This window comes from Syntrophomonas sp. DTU019, assembly GCA_913757435.1.
GTDB lineage: Bacteria > Bacillota > Syntrophomonadia > Syntrophomonadales > Syntrophomonadaceae > DTU019.
Window position 1 is genome coordinate 121925 of sequence record CAJYDM010000004.1, and the last position, 17366, is coordinate 139290.

Genomic DNA, 17366 nt, shown 5'->3' on the forward strand with positions numbered 1-17366 from the left:
ATTTTTTGAGGACAATAAAAGGACTTCACCCCCGTATTTGCCGAATTTATAAGGTGACAAAACCAAAACCCAAACAAACACGAAAGGGGAAGTCACCTATGAATATTCGGCAAGGATACGTATTTTCCTTTGAGGATGCAATAAATTTGCAGCCCCGGTCACGTTTAGAGATAATTTTAGCCACCCTCGATTTTGATAACGTGATAAAAGCTCTTTGTAAAAATGAAAAACAACACAGGGGGCCAAATGGCTACCGGATTGAATACAAACTTAACGCATTAATTGCCATGAGAGTTTATAATATTGCCACTTTTACTGAATTAGTGGAACGTCTTACCCATGATCCGGTGCTCAGATATAACTGTGGCTTTGATGTTTTTGGTAAAGTGCCCAGCATTGCTACCTTTAGCCGTTTCTATGAGCGATTGACTCAGTCAGAAGTACTTCGTGAACTGTTTAGGAAACAGGTAAAAACAGCAGAATCAATGGGGCTTCTTGATACCAGTTCTATTGCCATAGATGCTTCTAAAGTAGATGCCAATGAGAAGTCAGTTCCACGTAAAAATATTAAAGACGATGGACAGTCAGCTAACTGGGGCAGCAAGCTGGATACTAATGGTAACCAGATAACCTGGTTTGGCTACAAACTGCATATCGCTACTGACGTTAAATCCGAATTGCCAGTAGCATTGAGCATAACCCCAGCCAGTACCAACGATGGTATAATGGCCGAAAATATCCTTGAAGAATGCAGTAATAACTTGAACAGTAAACCCCAGTATTATCTCATGGATGCCGGTTATGATCAAAAGTCAATATACGAACTAATCCGTAAGGATTACATGGCACAGGCAATCATACCGTTAAACCATCGCGGAGCCAAAGAACCCCCGGAAGGTCTGGATTGGGATGCGACCCCTATATGTTCAGCGGGCTATCGCATGATTTATTGGGGTGGCAGCAACGGGGTTAACAAATTCCGCTGCCCTCATGTTATGGGCAAATGTGATTGTCCTTTTGGTTCCTCCTGGTGCTCAGACAGCAACTATGGGATGGTTGTTAAAACCAGAGCCAGACAAGATTCCAGGTTATTCACAGTGCCCCATCGAGGAACTTCAAACTGGAAGCTGCTATACAACAAAAGAACCAGTGTAGAGCGATGTTTTGGGCGCTTAAAGGAGCATCTGGGACTTGAAACCGGACTTAATGTACGAGGTATTAAAAAGGTTAAAACCCATGCATACCTGAGTGTTATTACCATGATTGCTTCGGTTGTTGCGGTAAACAAAGCCAAATCATCTGAAGATATAGCTGCATAAAGTAAGCAGATATTAAGGTTTTTAAAGGAAAGGGGTCAATCTGTTCATTTTAAGATAAATCCAGTAACCTTGTTGATACTAAAGGCATAATTAACCAAAATTCAACTGGTTTTTATGCTCTAATACCATATTGTAGTTTCAAAGAACGTGATTTTTGCTATTATGCAAAAGTCTCAAGTAAAAGACAGAGGGCTGTATTATAATCGTGTATAATTCACCTATAGACTTGAAGCAGGCAGGTGATTGAGCTGTTCCTTAAAAAGATCGCCCTTCTAAGGGAAAATATAACTGACTTCGATCGCTACCCCTTCTCCATCCCCAGCATCAAGAGTCTGCGTGAATTTGAACTTAACAGTGGCATCACTTTTTTCGTGGGCGAAAACGGTTCCGGGAAATCGACCTTGCTGGAAGCCGTGGCTCATCAGTGCACTTTCAACACCGCTGGCGGCGGCAGAAACAATTGTTATGAGGTGCAGGCTTCAGAAGCCGCGCTGGGCGAATTCATAAGGCTTTCCTGGCTTCCAAAGATCGCGCAAGGTTTTTTTCTCAGAGCGGAATCGTTTTACCACTTTGCGTCCCACCTCGAGGAGGTTGATGACACCGGTTTTCGGTCCTATGGCGGCCGGTCCCTGCATCACCAATCACACGGGGAGTCCTTTCTATCGCTGTTTCTACACCGTTTCAAAGGCAAAGCCCTCTACCTCCTGGATGAACCCGAAGCGGCCTTGTCTCCGTCAAGACAATTGGCCTTTATCAAAATATTGCATGACCTGACCAGTAGCGGCGAGGCGCAGTTCATCATCGCCACACACTCCCCCATACTGCTCGGTTATCCGCATGCTGAGATCCTGAGTTTTGACAATGGCAAAATTCAACCGATCGCTTATGAAATGACCGATCATTACCAGATTACCAAATATTTTTTAAACCACCGCGAAAAGATGCTCACCGATTTGTTGTATGCTGATTAATCTTTCCACCTGGCTGGCACACAGAGCCTAACCCCGTCCCGAGAGATCCGTAAAATGCGTCTTCTGCAGGGCATACTGGATTTCGGGAATCACTGTGTCAGGAAATCGTTTTTAAATCGTAGCATTGGTAAGCCTAGTTTAAAGGGAGGGGATGCTTTGAAAGCCAGTCAACTCAAAACCATCAGCATATTGCTGATCATTTTAATGTTGTCAGCAGCCTTGAGTGGCTGCAGCACCAGCAGTAAAAAGTTGCTAGAAGAGAATTTCGGCCCTGCCAAAAACGCTGAGGCTGCGGAGTTTGCCACCTATCGCGAGTACGAGGTGAATGCCCATCCCCAGATAAAACCGTATCAAGTCAAGGCTGACCTGAGCAATGTAGAGAATCAGGGACGTTTTTTATTCTCACCTGAAGCCCAGACTATGCTGACCAAAAACGGTTTTGCGGTGTTGCCGCAAATGCATCAGGAATTTTTCATGCTTTATGAATTCAACCGTTATGACGGCATACCCAACCTGATCACTACTGATGCCATGTTGCACAACTACCACTTGTTTTTCCAGCATTTGCTGAAGAATGCCGAGGAGAATCAGCTTCGGGCTGAATTGCAGAACCTCAACCAGGGTATGCTGCAGGCGTCGCAAGAGCAGTATAAGGCCTTAAAGAACAGTCCCTGGGAAAACGCCGCCCGGCGCAATGTAGCCTTTTTCGCGGTAGGCAGTCGTCTTTTAGATCCTGCTGTGAAGATCCCGCAGGAGGTCAAAGATGTAGTAGAAGCAGAATTGCAACTTATCAGAAATCATAATCAGACAACTGTATCTCCACTGATGGCTATGGGGTCAAACCCCGATGCGCTCGAATCTTTAAAAGAAGATTATACGCAATACATACCCCGAGGCCATTATACCCGCAATGATAACCTGAAATCCTACTTTCAGAACTCTATGTGGTATGGACGCATGAGTTTCAGGCTGAAGAATGAGGATGAAACCCGTTCGGCGTTCTTAATGACCCTGGCAGTAAAAGATAGTCCTAAATTTGAGTCCTGGCAAAAAATCTATCAGACCACCAGCTTTTTCGTGGGTGAGAGCGATGATCCCGGCTGCATAGCTTACTCAAAATTGCTGGAAGAGGTTTATGGTCCGGACAACAGCCTGAACACCTTGATCAATGATAATGACAAGTGGCAGCAATTATTATCGGCCGCCAAAAAGCTAGAGGGGCCTAAAATCAACTCTATTCCCATCTTTGATGCCAACATACAGCCCGACCGTGAGCAGGAAGTAAAAGGTTTTCGCTTTATGGGCCAGCGCTATACCATAGATGCCGATATATTTCAACGCTTAATATACCGGGAAGTGGGGGAAAACCAGCAGGGGGAACGCCGCCTTTTGCCCAAGGGGCTGGATATACCTGCTGCCATGGGTTCAAAGGAGGCCTATCGTATCCTGGAGGCCGAAGGCCAGACGCAGTTTCAAAACTACCCCCAGAATATGACCCTTTTGCAGGAGCATATAGCTGGACTGGATGCTTCGGTTTGGCACCACAATCTGTACTGGAGCTGGATGAAAGCTTTAAAACCGTTAACGGTGGAAAAGCCACAAGGCTATCCCAGTTTTATGCTGAACCAGGCCTGGGCTCGCAAAAGCTTGAATACTTTCCTGGGCAGCTGGACCGAACTGAAACATGACACCATTCTCTATGCCAAACAGGTTTACGCTGAAATGGGCGGCGGCTACGACGATAAAATCGATGACCGCGGCTATGTTGAACCTGATCTGCATTGCTACGCCAATCTGGCTTCACTAGCGGCCATGACCCGGGAAGGGCTAGAGGCCAAAGGGCTGATTACAGAGCGGGATGCGCAAAGCCTGCAATTAATGGAGACCTTGGCTCTAAACCTTAAGACTATATCAGAAAAAGAACTGCAAAATCAGGCTCTGACCGAAGAAGAATATGAACTTATCCGCAGCTTTGGCGGGCAGCTGGAACACTTCTGGATGGAGACCCTGCAAGATCAAGAAGGAGGCCGCTCCAAGCTTTTAAACGACAATCCCGCTATGTTAGTCGCTGATGTAGCTACCGCCCCGCCGGATCTGGTCCTGGAAGAAGGCAATGGCTATGTGCACTCCATATATGCGGTGGTCCCGCTGGATGGCAAGCTGCGCATCGTGAAAGGCGGAGTTTACAGCCATTATGAGTTCCCCTGGCCAGCTGCGGATCGCCTAACAGATGAGAAATGGAGACAGATGCTGGACAATAAAGAGGCCCCGCCAGCCTCGGAATGGACCCGAGCCTTTGCCGTAGATGGCAGCTGCCGCATCGTCATGCCCTGGGAAAATGAGCAGTAGCCTAATCAGACTGATCGTCGTGTTTTTGATATGTTTCGCATTGGGTTTTATTGGGGGGCAAATGGCGGCTGCAGGCTCGGTTAATGTGATCATATCAAGAGATACTGACGGTAACGGGAGGGTAGAGAATTATCAACTGACAAATAATCAGGTTAAAGTCTGGGAAGACCAGCAAATGATTTGGGAATCACCGCCAGAATGGAAAATCGAACAAATACTCCTGGCTGACGCCAATAATGATGGCTTTGAGGAGTTGCTGATGGTTTTATGGAAATACGGCAGCTATGGGGATGTTAAGCCTTTCTGGCAGGAGCAAGAAGATCAAATCTATAGTTGCCATCTATTCCTCTATCGCCTCCAGTCAGGACAGATGAGGGCGGTATGGTGTTCTTCCGCCATTGATCCTCCCATTACAGAAATCTCGGTCATAACCGACAGCACTCAGCAGGTATCCCTGGAAATTCTGGAAATTATAGAAGGTTCACGATTCCCCTATTCTGCCACCCGCACCACCTGGCAGTGGCAGGACTGGGGCTTCACCCGGATAGACGATTGATGCACCCAACAGCACGTCCCTCTGTTGGGTGCTCTGTTGGAAATGCCGCAGGGTTAACCCTGCGGCATTTCTTTGTTCGTAGATTATTTATCCATCTCTTCTCTTTCGCGTTTGGCCTTCTCGATGATCTTCTCAGCGTTCTGGGCCGGGACTTCTTCGTAATGAGAGAACTCCATACGGAATTTGCCGCGCCCCTGTGTCATGGATTTGAGATCGATGGTGTATTTGGCCATCTCGCCTAACGGCACCTGAGCTTTGATTAGCTGCTTTTTGCCTACCGGTTCCATGCCCATCACCCGGCCGCGTTTGCTGTTGAGGTCGCCGATGATGTCGCCCATGTTGGCTTCAGGAATCTCTACTTCCACATTGACGATCGGTTCCAATAGCACCGGCTTGGCTAATTCCAAACCCTTCTTATAAGCTAGGCGGGCCGCCAGTTTAAAGGCCATTTCTGAAGAGTCCACTGAATGGTAAGATCCATCATAAAGGGTAGCCTTGATGTTAGTAACTGGGTAACCGGCCAGGACCCCTTCTTCCATAGCCTCGATCAGGCCTTTTTCAACTGCGGGGAAGTAGTTGCGGGGCACTGACCCGCCGAAAACGTTTTCTTCAAACACGAAGTGCTCATCAGTAGGTTCAAACTTTATCCAAACATGTCCATACTGCCCGTGGCCGCCGCTCTGTTTTTTGTGTTTGCCTTCGGCTTCCACAGTTCCGCGGATGGTTTCACGGTAAGGTATGCGCATCTCCCGGCTGACCACATCCACCCCGTACTTGCGGGACAGTTTGTCTAAAATGATATCCACGTGGCTGTCACCCATGGCTTTAAGTATGGTCTGCTTGGTCTCAGTATTCTTCTCCACCCGGATGGTGGGGTCTTCTTCAATTATTCTGGCTATAGCGCCGCTCAATTTATCCTCATCCCCCTTGCTCTTCGGTTCAATTGCCATGTTCAAGGTGGGTTGAGGGAATTGGATGGGATCTAGAACCACCGCATTGGCTTTGGTGGTCAAAGTGTCGCTGGTGGCGGTGGTGGCCAGTTTGGCTACCGCCACTATATCGCCGGCATTGGCCTCAGACACAGTGGCCTGCTCCTTACCGGTCATCACCAGGATCTGGGTTATCTTTTCATCACGCTCTTTGGTGGCATTGTATATCACGCTATCGGCTTTGAGCTTGCCAGTAAATATGCGGAAGAAGGTCATTCGGCCTATATAGGGATCAGCGATAGTCTTGAAGACCTGGGCCATGAAAGCCTCATTTTCTATGTCCTTGCCTTCCACCAGGGGATTGTCCTGAGGATGGGTGCCGCAGTCAGTTATAAAATCCATCAGAGGCAGGACCCCGATATTCTTGGCAGCCGATCCGCAGAATACGAAGACTGCTGAACCGGTGGCGGCAGCCTTTTTTATGCCATCCATGATCTCAGCATCGGTCAGTTCTTCACCTTCCAGATACTTCATCAGAAGATCATCATCAGCCTCAGCCGCGGCTTCTTTGAGGGCTTCTTTATAGGTTTCCACGTCACCCATCATGTCGGCGGGGATATCTTCCTCGGTGTATTTGCCGCTGCCGGACTCAAAAATCAAGGCTTTCATCTTAATAAGGTCTACGACCCCTTTAAACTTATCCTCAGCCCCGATAGGCAGTTGCACCGGAATGATATGGTCTGAGAAGGTGCTCTTCATCTGCTCGATAACTTTATAAAAATCTGCGTTTTCACGGTCCATTTTGTTGATGAAGGCCAGCTTGGGAATTTTGGCGAAATCCTCCCAGGCAACCTCGGTTTGCACTTCAACACCAGCGTTAGCGGCAAACATCATCACCATGCTGTCAACCACCCGGGCGGCGCCAACCACCTCGAAATAGAAATCGGCAAAACCCGGAGTATCAAGTACGTTTATCTTGTGATCCCGGTATTCACAGGGCACCAGAGTGGTGCTGATGGTGATTTTCCGTTTGACCTCTTCCGGCAGGTAATCGGAAACAGTGTTGCCATCGTCAACTCGTCCCATCCGCTTGGTTGCCCCTGTATTAAAAATCATGGCTTCAGCCAGGGAGGTTTTTCCAGTACCTCCGTGGCCGACCAGAGCTATGTTACGGATCTTACTGGTGGGGTAAACCTTCATTCAACAATGACCTCCTCGCTTTTTCTATACATCCAAAATGGTACAATAATTTTACCTTATAGGCAAAAATTTTTTATTTTTAGCCCTTACGGGCTGACATCACGAAAAATATCCAGTACAGGAGCAGTGCCGCCGCTAGAAATATTATCATCTGGTACATTACAATACCCCGAAAAGAGTCCACGATGAGGGTGAACACTATCCCTAATGCCAGCGGGAACAGGTACATCTGATGGAATGGCTTCTGCGCACAAGTCGGGTCCTGACGGCGGCGGCGCAGGTAGCCCATATTAAATATCAGGAAGAATATCGTCGTATTGAGGATCAGGCTGAAGGCGATCATGTCCGCTCAATCCTGGAGAAGAAATCCAGATAACGCGCGAAGGTGACACGGTACTCCTCCATCAGCCGGTAATCAGTAAGGTCCAGGTTAATGGGGGTAATGCTGATGTAGCCCTCTTCAATAGCCGCCACATCGCTGTCGGACGGTTGCACATCCTGAACCACGCCCCCGCCCATCCAATAATAACTGTTGCCGCGCGGGTCTTTCCGTTCCTCAAATAGATTATCATAATTGCGCACTCCCAAACGGGTAATGCGGATGCCCTTGATGTTTTCAGGGCTTAATGCCGGTATGTTGACATTTACCAGGGTGGTGCTCTTTATCCCCTGCCGGGTGACGGTGCGAATCAGATTGCGGGTGAAAAGGGCTGCGAAATCGCTGTTCATCTCGGCGGTATAGTCATTTAGTGAGACCGCTATGGCTGGCACCCCCATGATGACCCCTTCAGCAGCAGCCGATACAGTCCCTGAATAGAGCACATCTGTGCCCAGGTTGGGGCCGTGATTGATCCCTGAGACTACCAAATCGACCTTGCCCTCCACCAACCTGCTCAAGGCCAACTTTACGCAGTCCACCGGAGTTCCCCCCACTATCCAGGCCCCTTTAGCACCCTCTATTTTAGCGGGCATGACTTTGATGGGATCAAACACCGTGATGGAATGGCCGGTCCCACTGCGCTCGCGATCAGGAGAGGACACATATAGTTCGGCGATGTTCTGCAGCTCTTTTATCAGGGCATGCATCCCGCGGGCGTGGATGCCGTCATCATTTGTCAATAAGATTCGCATGCTTTTCTCCTTGTCCCGGGGTTTACTGTGGATCAAACTCCACCCCTCGCTCTAAAATACCCAAATGATTCAGAGGCCAGTAGGTGAATATGGCCTTACCTTTAAGGCGGTCACGGGTCAGCCAGGAATTCCAGCGGTGGCTGTCATAACTCTCATTGCGATTATCCCCCATCACAAACAAAGCACCGTCAGGCACTACCACTGGACCGAACTCATAATCAATAACCTCCTGCAGGTATGGTTCCTTTAAGGGCTGGTCGTTTATATATACCTTGCCCTTTTTTACCTCTACTTTTTCACCAGGGAGAGCGATGACTCTTTTGATATAATCCCATTTGCTATGCAGCTCTTCCGGGGGATCAAATACCACTATATCGCCGCGCTGAGGTTCTTTAAAGTGGTAAATGAATTTATTGACCATTACCCGGTCCTGAAGCTGAATTGTGGGCAGCATCGACCCAGAAGGGATTATGCGCCCTTCAATAACAAAGGCTCTTAAAACCATGGCCAGAATAAAAGCGATTACTACAATACTGACGGTTTCTTTAATGAAGCTGATAAATTCCTTGTTCATTTATACCCTACCCCTTAAAACTCATAAATCTTTATGACCATTTGGTCAGCATTTTGCTTGTCTTTGCTCAGGCCGAACATGACCTTTTTGTTTTTCAGGCTCTTATTGAGAAAATCGATCACATACACCAGTTCCGGACTGGAGGCAAAAGACTTGTGGGCGATGAGTTCCAATTTACCGGGGCCGCGCTGTTCTTCGCCGCTCACGGGTGCTTCAGGCATGGCTGCTCCTTTCTATAAATACACCAAATACACCACATACCGCAAAATCTGGCTGTGGCGAAAACATACAAAATAATTTTACCGCAAAAGAGGGCGGGAATAAACTATTAAACCATTCCCAGGACGACCACTCCCATAAAAACCGTGGTCAAAAGAGGTATCCACAACAGTCGGGTAGCATCCCGGATCGGGACCCCGCGTCGGGACAGCATATCACCGATCACAATGATCACTGGCAGTATGATGGCGGTGCCGATAAGCACCAAATACAACTCCGAGGGCGAGCCATACCGGTCTATTTCTCCGTGCAGGTTGTAATGCAGCGGTATCTGCACCATAGTTTGAGAGAGATGATAGATATAAGCTACCACCACCCCAACCGCCATCAGGTTTAAGGCCAGCAATAATATCCCGCTCCCGGTCTGCCAAATGTGAGGCCCCGGCTTCATCTCCACCAGTTCGGAGCTGCTCTGCGACGAGGTCCAGTATTGGCTTACCTTTTCAATAAAACGTCGGTTGTCCTGCGGGGAAATGAAATAACTGAGTCTTGGGGTGTCGATCCTAATGATACTCTTCATTGCGGTAGCATATACCAAGGCCAGTTTCTTCTCCCCCCGGACACTGAAGTAGCCGCTGTAAGACCCGGGCCATTCATTACCTGCCAGCCTGGTCAGGCCGGGCCGCTCCTTGATTTCGATGGAACTGATATCTTTATAGGGGATGAAGAGCTTTTTGTAGCCATAGTTTATAGTTATCCCCTCTCGGCCCGCTTCATAAGTGAGTCCGCGGGTGGCCTTGATGGCATAGAAAATATATGCTGTCAAACCTGTCATCATCACTACCGTCATGGCAAACAGGGCCCGTTGAGGCACTTTGTAGGTGGCCCAGCACACCCCCACGGAAACCACGATCATAAAACCCATCAATATCCAGTCCCAGGAATGTTCGACTTCACGCGTTTTATGCAAAACTCATCTCCCTCCTCATCACAAATACGTAAGGATTATCCTTTTCTATCACCAGAATTTACACCACCTGGACCGCTTCAGCGCTGGAGAAAAAGTAGACAAAACCCTGTTTTACTAGCTGCCCGCTAATCTCTGCCAGGGCGCTGCAGTAGGCCTTGACCTGAATCTGATATTGTGTGATCAAATCCTGCCGATTCTGTGGGGTTATGTGGTCGGTCTTGTAATCAACTACAACCAAACCGTCGGCTTCCTCAAAATAGAGGTCGATGACCCCCTGCAAAAGGAGCTTTTCCTCCAGGGCGTAAGTACCTGCCAAGACCTGCCCGGCCTCTACCAGTTGGTTGAAACCTGCCTCGCGGAATACCTTCCGGGCCCCTAAAATCCGTTTTCCAAGCGAGGAGGCAAAAAAGGCTTCAATACTTTCCAGGTCAACCGTATCTGCCTCCAGGGCGGTAAGCATATCCTTTCCTACCATGGTCTCCAGCTGCGATTGCAGACCCGCCCTGCTGGTATCATTCAGATCCAAATGCTGCATCACATAATGCAATACGCTGCCGCGCTGGGCACCGCTCAGGGCAGCGGTACCCCCTTTTTCCGGCTGACTTATGAACTGTGGCCGTTGATTGAGGCTGGGAATAGTGCTGAAAAAACCTTCCTGACCTGTCCGGACAGCCTTTTTGAGTTGGGTCACGGTCAGTTTGGAGGGCAATCTGGCCGCCCCCTCATGAGGATAACGCCAGCTAAGTCGTTCTTCTATATCCATGAGCAGAGGTTCTTCCCCGCAATCACGGGCCGCTGCCACAGCGGCCAGAACCTCTTCGTGCTGACTTTGACGCTGTTTTTCCCTAAGGATCAATTCACTGCTTTTATGCACCTCTATCTGCCAGCGCACCTCCTCAGTACAATCCTCTGGAGGAAAAGGTTCTTCCAGGCAGGCTCTCAAGGCCTGGCCATCCGGATGCCTCAACCACAGCGGGCCCAACCAGTCCATAAGCCCTTTTGCCTGAGATAGCTCATAAGCGCCCGGCATTCGACACCAGGCCATGGCCTTTTTGCCCAGGTTTTTGACCGTTCCCACCATCAACAACCGGGATTTGGCCCGGGTCATGGCCACATATAGTATGCGCATCTCTTCGGCCAGGCTTTCCAGGCGCAGGCGTTCTTTTATCGCCAGGCTGGCTATGGTTTCACTGCGGCGGCGGGAGGACAGATTTACGTACCGGCTGCCCAGGCCTAATTGTTTGTGCAAAACCAGTGCCGCCTTACTGTCGGCAAGGTTGAATGAACGCCCCAGCCCGGCCACGATCACTACCGGGAACTCCAGGCCTTTGCTCTTATGAACACTCATCACTCTGACCACATTATCGTTTTCACCCAGTATGCGAGCCGTTTCCAGATCGCGGCTCCCGGCCAGGAGGTTTTCCACAAAGCGAATGAAATTGTACAAGCCGCGCAGGCTGCTGTTTTCAAACTGCCGAGCCCGTTCTGCCAAAATGCGCAGATTAGCCTGGCGCTGCTGCCCGCCCGGCAGGGCAGCGGCATAATGATAGTATCCGGTCTGCCCATAAAGCTGCCAGATGAGTTGATCGACCGGAAGATAGCGGGCTTCCTGACGCCAGGCGGACAGCAGTCCGCGGATCTCCGCTACTCTCTGTGCCAGGGGATCATCAGTCTTGTGGCTGTATTGTTCAAAGGCTTCATAGAAGGTTCCTTCTGGTTTTTCCAGCCGAATGGCAATCAAATCCGCACTGCTCAAGCCGAACAAAGGCGAACGCAAAACGCTCAACAAGGGTATGTCCTGGTAATGATTATCTATCAGCTTAAGCAGGTTGAGCATCACTTCCACCTCAACCGCTCCGAAATAGCCGCTGCTGACATCGGCATAGGCGGGGATGCCCTGTTCAGCGAAAACCTCCATAAACTCCTGGCTCCAATTACGGGTAGCCCGCAACAGGATGACCACATCGCGGTATTGCAAAGGGCGGTATCCCTCCACAGCAACATCATACACCGGCTGACCGACCATTTCTCTAATGGCGGCTGCCACTACCCCGGCTTCCCGCGCCACGTCACCGCGGTCTTCTTCACCCTCTGCAGCCGGCTGGCCATCCTTATCGATCAAGGTCACTCTCACCGGAAGACAGGCTTCGTCGGGCACGGTCAAGCCATTGTGCAGGAAAGCGTCCTGGTCGTATTCCAATTCACCCACATGGCGGTTCATGATATGGGCAAAGACATGATTGACTGCGGCGATGATGCCGGGTTGGCTACGGAAATTCATCATCAGGTCAACCCGACGGCAGCCGTTCTGTTGCTGGTCATGGTATAGCGCATATTTCTCCAGAAAAAGCCCCGGGTCGGCGAGGCGAAAACGGTATATGCTCTGTTTGACATCCCCTACCATAAAGAGGTTGTCACCCCGGGCAATGCGGTTTAACAGGGTCTCCTGCACCAAGTTGCTGTCCTGGTATTCATCCACAAATATGAATTGGAAACGCTGTCGGTACTCTGCAGCAACCTGAGGGTCCTGCAGTATCTGCAAAGCGAAGTGCTCCAAATCATTGAAATCCAAGACCCCTTTATCCATTTTTCGCTGCAGGTACTCTCCAGCAAACGCTTGCAGAAGCTTATTAAGCTGGTATAAACAAGGATGGAGCTGGTTCAGTTCCTGGCTCCATTGCGCCAGGCTGTGGCGGGCAATGCCTCGGTGCAAAGCCTTGAGCAGGTTTTTCCCCTCCTCCCGCAGGGCTTTAGCAGCTTCTTTTAAGGCCTCATCACCTCCGCGAACCGAGCGCAACCGGGGGTGCGTGAAGGCTGCTGCGGACTCATAAAATTCCTCCAAGCCTCTTGATAAGGCCTCTGCCAAAGCACAGGTGATCTGCACGTCCTCTTCCAGGGCTTTAATGTATTGCACCGGCCCGCCGGGCTGCCGGCATACCGCCAGAGCTTCGCGGAAACGCTCTCCAGCGGCTTCTACCTGCACCAGAGCGCTCTCCATGAGGCTTTTTACCCAGGGGCTGTCAGATAAGGCGGCAGCACCCCAGGTATAACTGTGAAGGTGTTCCTGCAGCCACTGCCAGGGCTGGGGTTGGCTCTGCAAGAATTCATACATCTGCAAGAGCAGGTCGCGGAAGCCCTGATCGCTTTTGCCAGGGGCAAACATCTCGATAAGCCCCAAGAAGTCAGGGTGAGCTTCTTCATAGGCAGCCTCCAGGACAGCATCCAGGGCTTCCAAGCGCATCAGATCGGAATCGTTCTGGTCGGCTACTTTGAACACCGGATCGACCGCGGTCAAATGGTAGTAACGCCGTATCACCTCGGTACAGAACGAATGCAGAGTGCTTATGGAAGCCCGGTTTAAGCGGGTCAGTTGGCGGCGGATATGGGAAATATGAGGCCCCGGCTGGTGCAAGGCCTTTAGCAGAGCATGGCTGATCCGCTCCCTCATCTCACTGGCAGCCGCCTTGGTGAAAGTGACCACCAGCATTTGATCGATATCAACTTTGTCATGCAGCAAGAGTTGTATGACCCTTTCCACCAGGACCGCAGTCTTTCCCGACCCGGCGGCTGCGGCCACCAAGAGATTGAGATCACGCAGGCTGATGGCTTCCTGCTGCTCAGGGGTCCATTTTCTCATGACAGCCCCCTCCTCTCAGTATCACCATATATCCGCTCCATGAGTTGGTCACGGTCCAAAGAAGCCAGATGGCGGTAGCGATTGGCCGCAAACAGGCTGTCGAAGTGGCAGATCGGGTGATAATGGCAGTAGCTGCAGGCCTTATTGTTGCCTTTTTTATAAGGAGCGATCTCTATGTTCCCCCTCATTATTCCCTGGCTCATCTCTTTGACCAACTCCTGTACATGCTGCAAGACAATCTCGAACTCCTCTAAAGTGATGACTGCAGAGTGTTTATAAAAGCTGCCCTCTCCGCTCAAGCCCACCGGCACCACTTGAGAGTGTCCGCTTATATTCCTGTCCATAGCACGGATCACTTCGGCATCTTCCAAGGCCAGGCCGCGCAGCCTTAATCTGGCGGCCAGTTTTTTCTCGATCTCCTCAACCACCTCCTCATCGGATTCGATCAAGGGGTCGTCAATATGAAAATAGAAAATCCCTCCGGGACGGTTTGTTATACCAGGGGCTTGCAGTCCCTGCAGTACCGCCATTAGGTATATCAATAACTGCAGGCTGAGTCCGTAGTAAATATCGCTCATATCCACATCGCGGGGACCGGATTTATAATCGATAATGCGCACATACTGCTCGCCTCCCTGTCTGTAAACATCGACCCGGTCGATGCGCCCTTCCAGTGAAAGGGTCTCACCATTGGCCAGTTCCACCACTACCGCTGGAAATACCCCTCCCGACCCGAAGCGCATCTCATAGCCCAGGGGGTTGAAATCCCCGCTCTGAAGATGACGAGCCAGTGTCCACACCGCGCGCTGACCCATCCTTTTCAAGCGCTGACCCAGATAACGGTATCGGTAGGTGCTCATGAAAACTCCTTCACCGTGGCGGGGCAAAAGGTCTTCCATCACCGTATCCATCAGCTGATAGCATTGCCGGGCCTCCAGCTGCTGCCAGTCGATGCTCTTTTCTCGCATCTTTACCGTGAAATCCAGTATGGCCTGATGAAATAAATCGCCCACATCCGGGGCCTCGACTTCATAGTTTTTCCGTTCCAGCGGCCTCAAGCCGTAGCGTACGAAGTGAGCGAACGGACAGGCCGCATACAGCTCCAGCCGGGATACGCTGGTCTGCGGCAAAGCCGCATAGAGCCGATTCCATTGAGCCTGTTCCACCTTGCCGGGCATGTTGGCAAACATCAAAGCCTCAGTGAGCCGTGTTACCTGGAATTCCCATTCCGGACGGGCCTTGAACCATTCGTAAGCCGCTGCCCAGCGGGGCGAGAACTTTTTACCGTCCAGGGCCTGGCGCAGATTTTGGACCAGGTATTTGAAGGTGACCTCCGGAACAAAGAAGTAGTCGTCATCAGCTGGAGCAGAGTCCATAGTCTGCAGCCTAACGGTCAAGTGGGGATACAGTTGTTTAAGGCGGTCGATCAATAAGGAAGGCCTTAAGGGCTTACCTTCATAATCAGCCAGGCTGTATGAAAACCATACCGAATGCCTGGCCTTAGCAAGCGCGGCATAGATGAGGAAGTCTTCCTCTATAGCCAGCAGTTCATTATCAAGCCCTACCTCCACCCCGGCTGAAAGCAAGGTGTCCTTCTCATCCAGCGAGAAGATGCCTTCACCCAAACTGCCCCGGGGCAGCAGTCCGTCATTCACCCCGACTATCAATAGAACCGGGCACTGCTGACTAATCGAGCGGGTGGCCGTGCCCACCATAACCTGGTCAACTGTGGAAGGAATGAATCCCAACTCCGAAAAGGTCAGCCCGGCTTCCAACACCTGGCGGAATTCCTTCAGTTCGGTGTCTTCATCCCTCAATATCTCTGCCATCTGTTCAAATATCTCTACACACACATTCCAGATTTGGCGGTTTTCACTGGCCAGCTCAAAGCGCTCTGCGACCAGCAATTCCTCCACCCAGGACTCCAACCTCTCCGGGATATGCATTTCTTCCAACCATATAAACCAGGCCTGGGCCATCTCTGCCCAACTGCTGCCTGTTCTGAGCCTCTCGGTGAGACTCTGTAATGGCCCTATAATGACCTGGCGTAAAGCCTCCATCTCACTGCGCAGATCCTCCTCACCTAAACTAAAGGGCTGCAGCCAGCCCTGGCCGCGGACGTTGTAGCGCAGGGCGTAGTTCTCCAGGCGGTCGCAATCCTGCATATCCAAGGGGGTGAGACCAGTCTTGATGAAACGCAAGACGTCTTCCAGGCGGTAATGACGGATCACCATGTCCAAGGCCGAGAGCAGCAGCTCGACTAACGGGTGGTGCAAGATGCTCTTTTTATCATCCAGGAAATAAGGGATGTGATATTCATCGAAAACCCGCTTGATCAGTGCAGCGTAGACGGAGGTGTCAGAACATATTACCGAGATGTCGCGGTAGCGCATTTCATGTTGCCGCACCAGTGACAGGATCTTCATGGCCAAGGCTTCCACCTCATCCTGCACCGTAGGTACAGCTGTTATGGCTATGTGCTTGGGTTTCTCTGAATACGGTCTGTGGGGATAAGCGTAGAGTTCTCTTTCCAAATGGGATAATTCTGGATGAGTATCGGGTTCTTTGCTGACAGCCACGATGCTCTCCTCTGCCCCATTCTTAATGGCCTGGTCATGGAGACGGTTGTAGTAGTAGCGCGAGAGCGCAAAGATTTCCCGGTCGCGGTCATCACCGCCCAGCGGCAGCGTCAAGCTGATGGTGACCGATGCCGAGTACAACACCAGCTGGTTGATGAGTTTCAAAGTACTGGGAGATAATGTGGTGAAATTATCGATCCATATCCTGGCCTGCTTCAAATAGCGAGAATGCGGTAAGCGTTCCAAGACCAGCCGGATGTGGTCTTCGCTATCCACGTAACGGTCCTCCAAAAAGGAGTTGAAACTGCTGTATATCAAAGCTATATCGTGCAGCTTGTCTTTTAGAAGTGCATCCCCGGCCAGGCCTTCTGCACAGTCGCGGAGAGCACCGGCATCTATAGCGAAGCCCTTCAATTCCGCCAGGACGTCGCTGCACTGCTGTATGAAGCCGGTCTGCCGGCAGGCCTGACGGTAGACGGTAAGCTGCTCCTCACAGGAGGCAATTACCTTCTTCAACACCATGTAGCGCCCTTGCTGGCTGAGCATCACCCGGGTGCGTCCACCAACTTCGGCTAATATCCTTTCGCCCAGCCGGCTGGGGGAAAGTACCTCCAAGCGCATCATACCGGGAAGGCCCAGGCGGTTGATGACTTCCCGCTCGGCCTGAAGGGTGTACTGCTCCGGTACCAGCAGAATGATCGGGCCATCCCGCGTTGACTTCAGTTCCTCAGCAATCTCAGCTAGTACCTGCCTGGTTTTGCCCTGACCGCAGCGCCCCATTATGTAACGGATGCCCAAACCCTCACCCCCATAAACACTGTCTAGCTTAATTAATCTTACTGGTTTCTCTTACCTGCAACAAGAGGGGACGATTCTCCTCCTTGTCTCAGATTGTTTCATGGGTTGTTTATAGTTGATATTAATTGTTTATT

The 17366-nt window shown here is 50.5% G+C and carries 12 protein-coding genes; 4 read left to right on the plus strand and 8 right to left on the minus strand.

Annotated features, from left to right (window positions below; translation table 11 throughout):
- Positions 1 to 98: 98 nt before the first annotated feature.
- The 4 genes from AC15IQ_RS11185 (at position 99) to AC15IQ_RS11200 (ending at position 5195) form a co-directional block, all read left to right on the plus strand.
- Positions 99 to 1319 (plus strand): transposase, encoded by a 1221-nt coding sequence (locus AC15IQ_RS11185; protein ID WP_483179025.1) that lies wholly within the window; start codon positions 99 to 101, stop codon positions 1317 to 1319.
- Positions 1320 to 1558: 239 nt separating this feature from the next.
- On the plus strand, positions 1559 to 2290 hold the full coding sequence (locus tag AC15IQ_RS11190) for an AAA family ATPase (protein ID WP_483179210.1): 732 nt from the start codon (positions 1559 to 1561) through the stop codon (positions 2288 to 2290).
- Positions 2291 to 2446: 156 nt separating this feature from the next.
- Positions 2447 to 4639, plus strand: a complete 2193-nt coding sequence (locus AC15IQ_RS11195; protein WP_483179212.1) for a DUF3160 domain-containing protein — start codon at positions 2447 to 2449, stop codon at positions 4637 to 4639.
- The gene (locus AC15IQ_RS11200; RefSeq protein ID WP_483179214.1) at positions 4629 to 5195 is read left to right on the plus strand and encodes a hypothetical protein; all 567 of its coding nucleotides are present in this window, start codon (positions 4629 to 4631) and stop codon (positions 5193 to 5195) included. Before AC15IQ_RS11195 ends, AC15IQ_RS11200 begins: the two co-directional genes overlap by 11 nt.
- A gap of 83 nt (positions 5196 to 5278) precedes the next feature.
- On the opposite strand, the gene fusA is transcribed toward AC15IQ_RS11200, so the two are convergent.
- From fusA to addB, 8 genes are all read right to left on the minus strand, one after another.
- Positions 5279 to 7324: an elongation factor G gene (fusA, locus tag AC15IQ_RS11205; protein WP_483179216.1), complete on the minus strand. Its 2046-nt coding sequence runs from the start codon at positions 7322 to 7324 to the stop codon at positions 5279 to 5281.
- Between the two features lie 79 nt (positions 7325 to 7403).
- Positions 7404 to 7667 (minus strand): hypothetical protein, encoded by a 264-nt coding sequence (locus AC15IQ_RS11210; RefSeq protein WP_483179217.1) that lies wholly within the window; start codon positions 7665 to 7667, stop codon positions 7404 to 7406.
- On the minus strand, positions 7664 to 8455 hold the full coding sequence (gene surE, locus AC15IQ_RS11215) for a 5'/3'-nucleotidase SurE (RefSeq protein WP_483179218.1): 792 nt from the start codon (positions 8453 to 8455) through the stop codon (positions 7664 to 7666). Before surE ends, AC15IQ_RS11210 begins: the two co-directional genes overlap by 4 nt.
- A gap of 22 nt (positions 8456 to 8477) precedes the next feature.
- Positions 8478 to 9029: a signal peptidase I gene (gene lepB / locus AC15IQ_RS11220; RefSeq protein ID WP_483179219.1), complete on the minus strand. Its 552-nt coding sequence runs from the start codon at positions 9027 to 9029 to the stop codon at positions 8478 to 8480.
- A 14-nt stretch (positions 9030 to 9043) separates the two neighbouring features.
- The gene (locus tag AC15IQ_RS11225; RefSeq protein WP_483179220.1) at positions 9044 to 9250 is read right to left on the minus strand and encodes a YpmA family protein; all 207 of its coding nucleotides are present in this window, start codon (positions 9248 to 9250) and stop codon (positions 9044 to 9046) included.
- Between the two features lie 107 nt (positions 9251 to 9357).
- Positions 9358 to 10218 (minus strand): PH domain-containing protein, encoded by an 861-nt coding sequence (locus AC15IQ_RS11230; protein WP_483179221.1) that lies wholly within the window; start codon positions 10216 to 10218, stop codon positions 9358 to 9360.
- 58 nt (positions 10219 to 10276) lie between these two features.
- The gene (gene addA / locus AC15IQ_RS11235; RefSeq protein ID WP_483179223.1) at positions 10277 to 13855 is read right to left on the minus strand and encodes a helicase-exonuclease AddAB subunit AddA; all 3579 of its coding nucleotides are present in this window, start codon (positions 13853 to 13855) and stop codon (positions 10277 to 10279) included.
- Entirely contained in the window at positions 13852 to 17232 is a 3381-nt protein-coding gene (gene addB / locus AC15IQ_RS11240) for a helicase-exonuclease AddAB subunit AddB (RefSeq protein WP_483179225.1), read from the minus strand. Before addB ends, addA begins: the two co-directional genes overlap by 4 nt.
- Positions 17233 to 17366 lie beyond the last annotated feature (134 nt).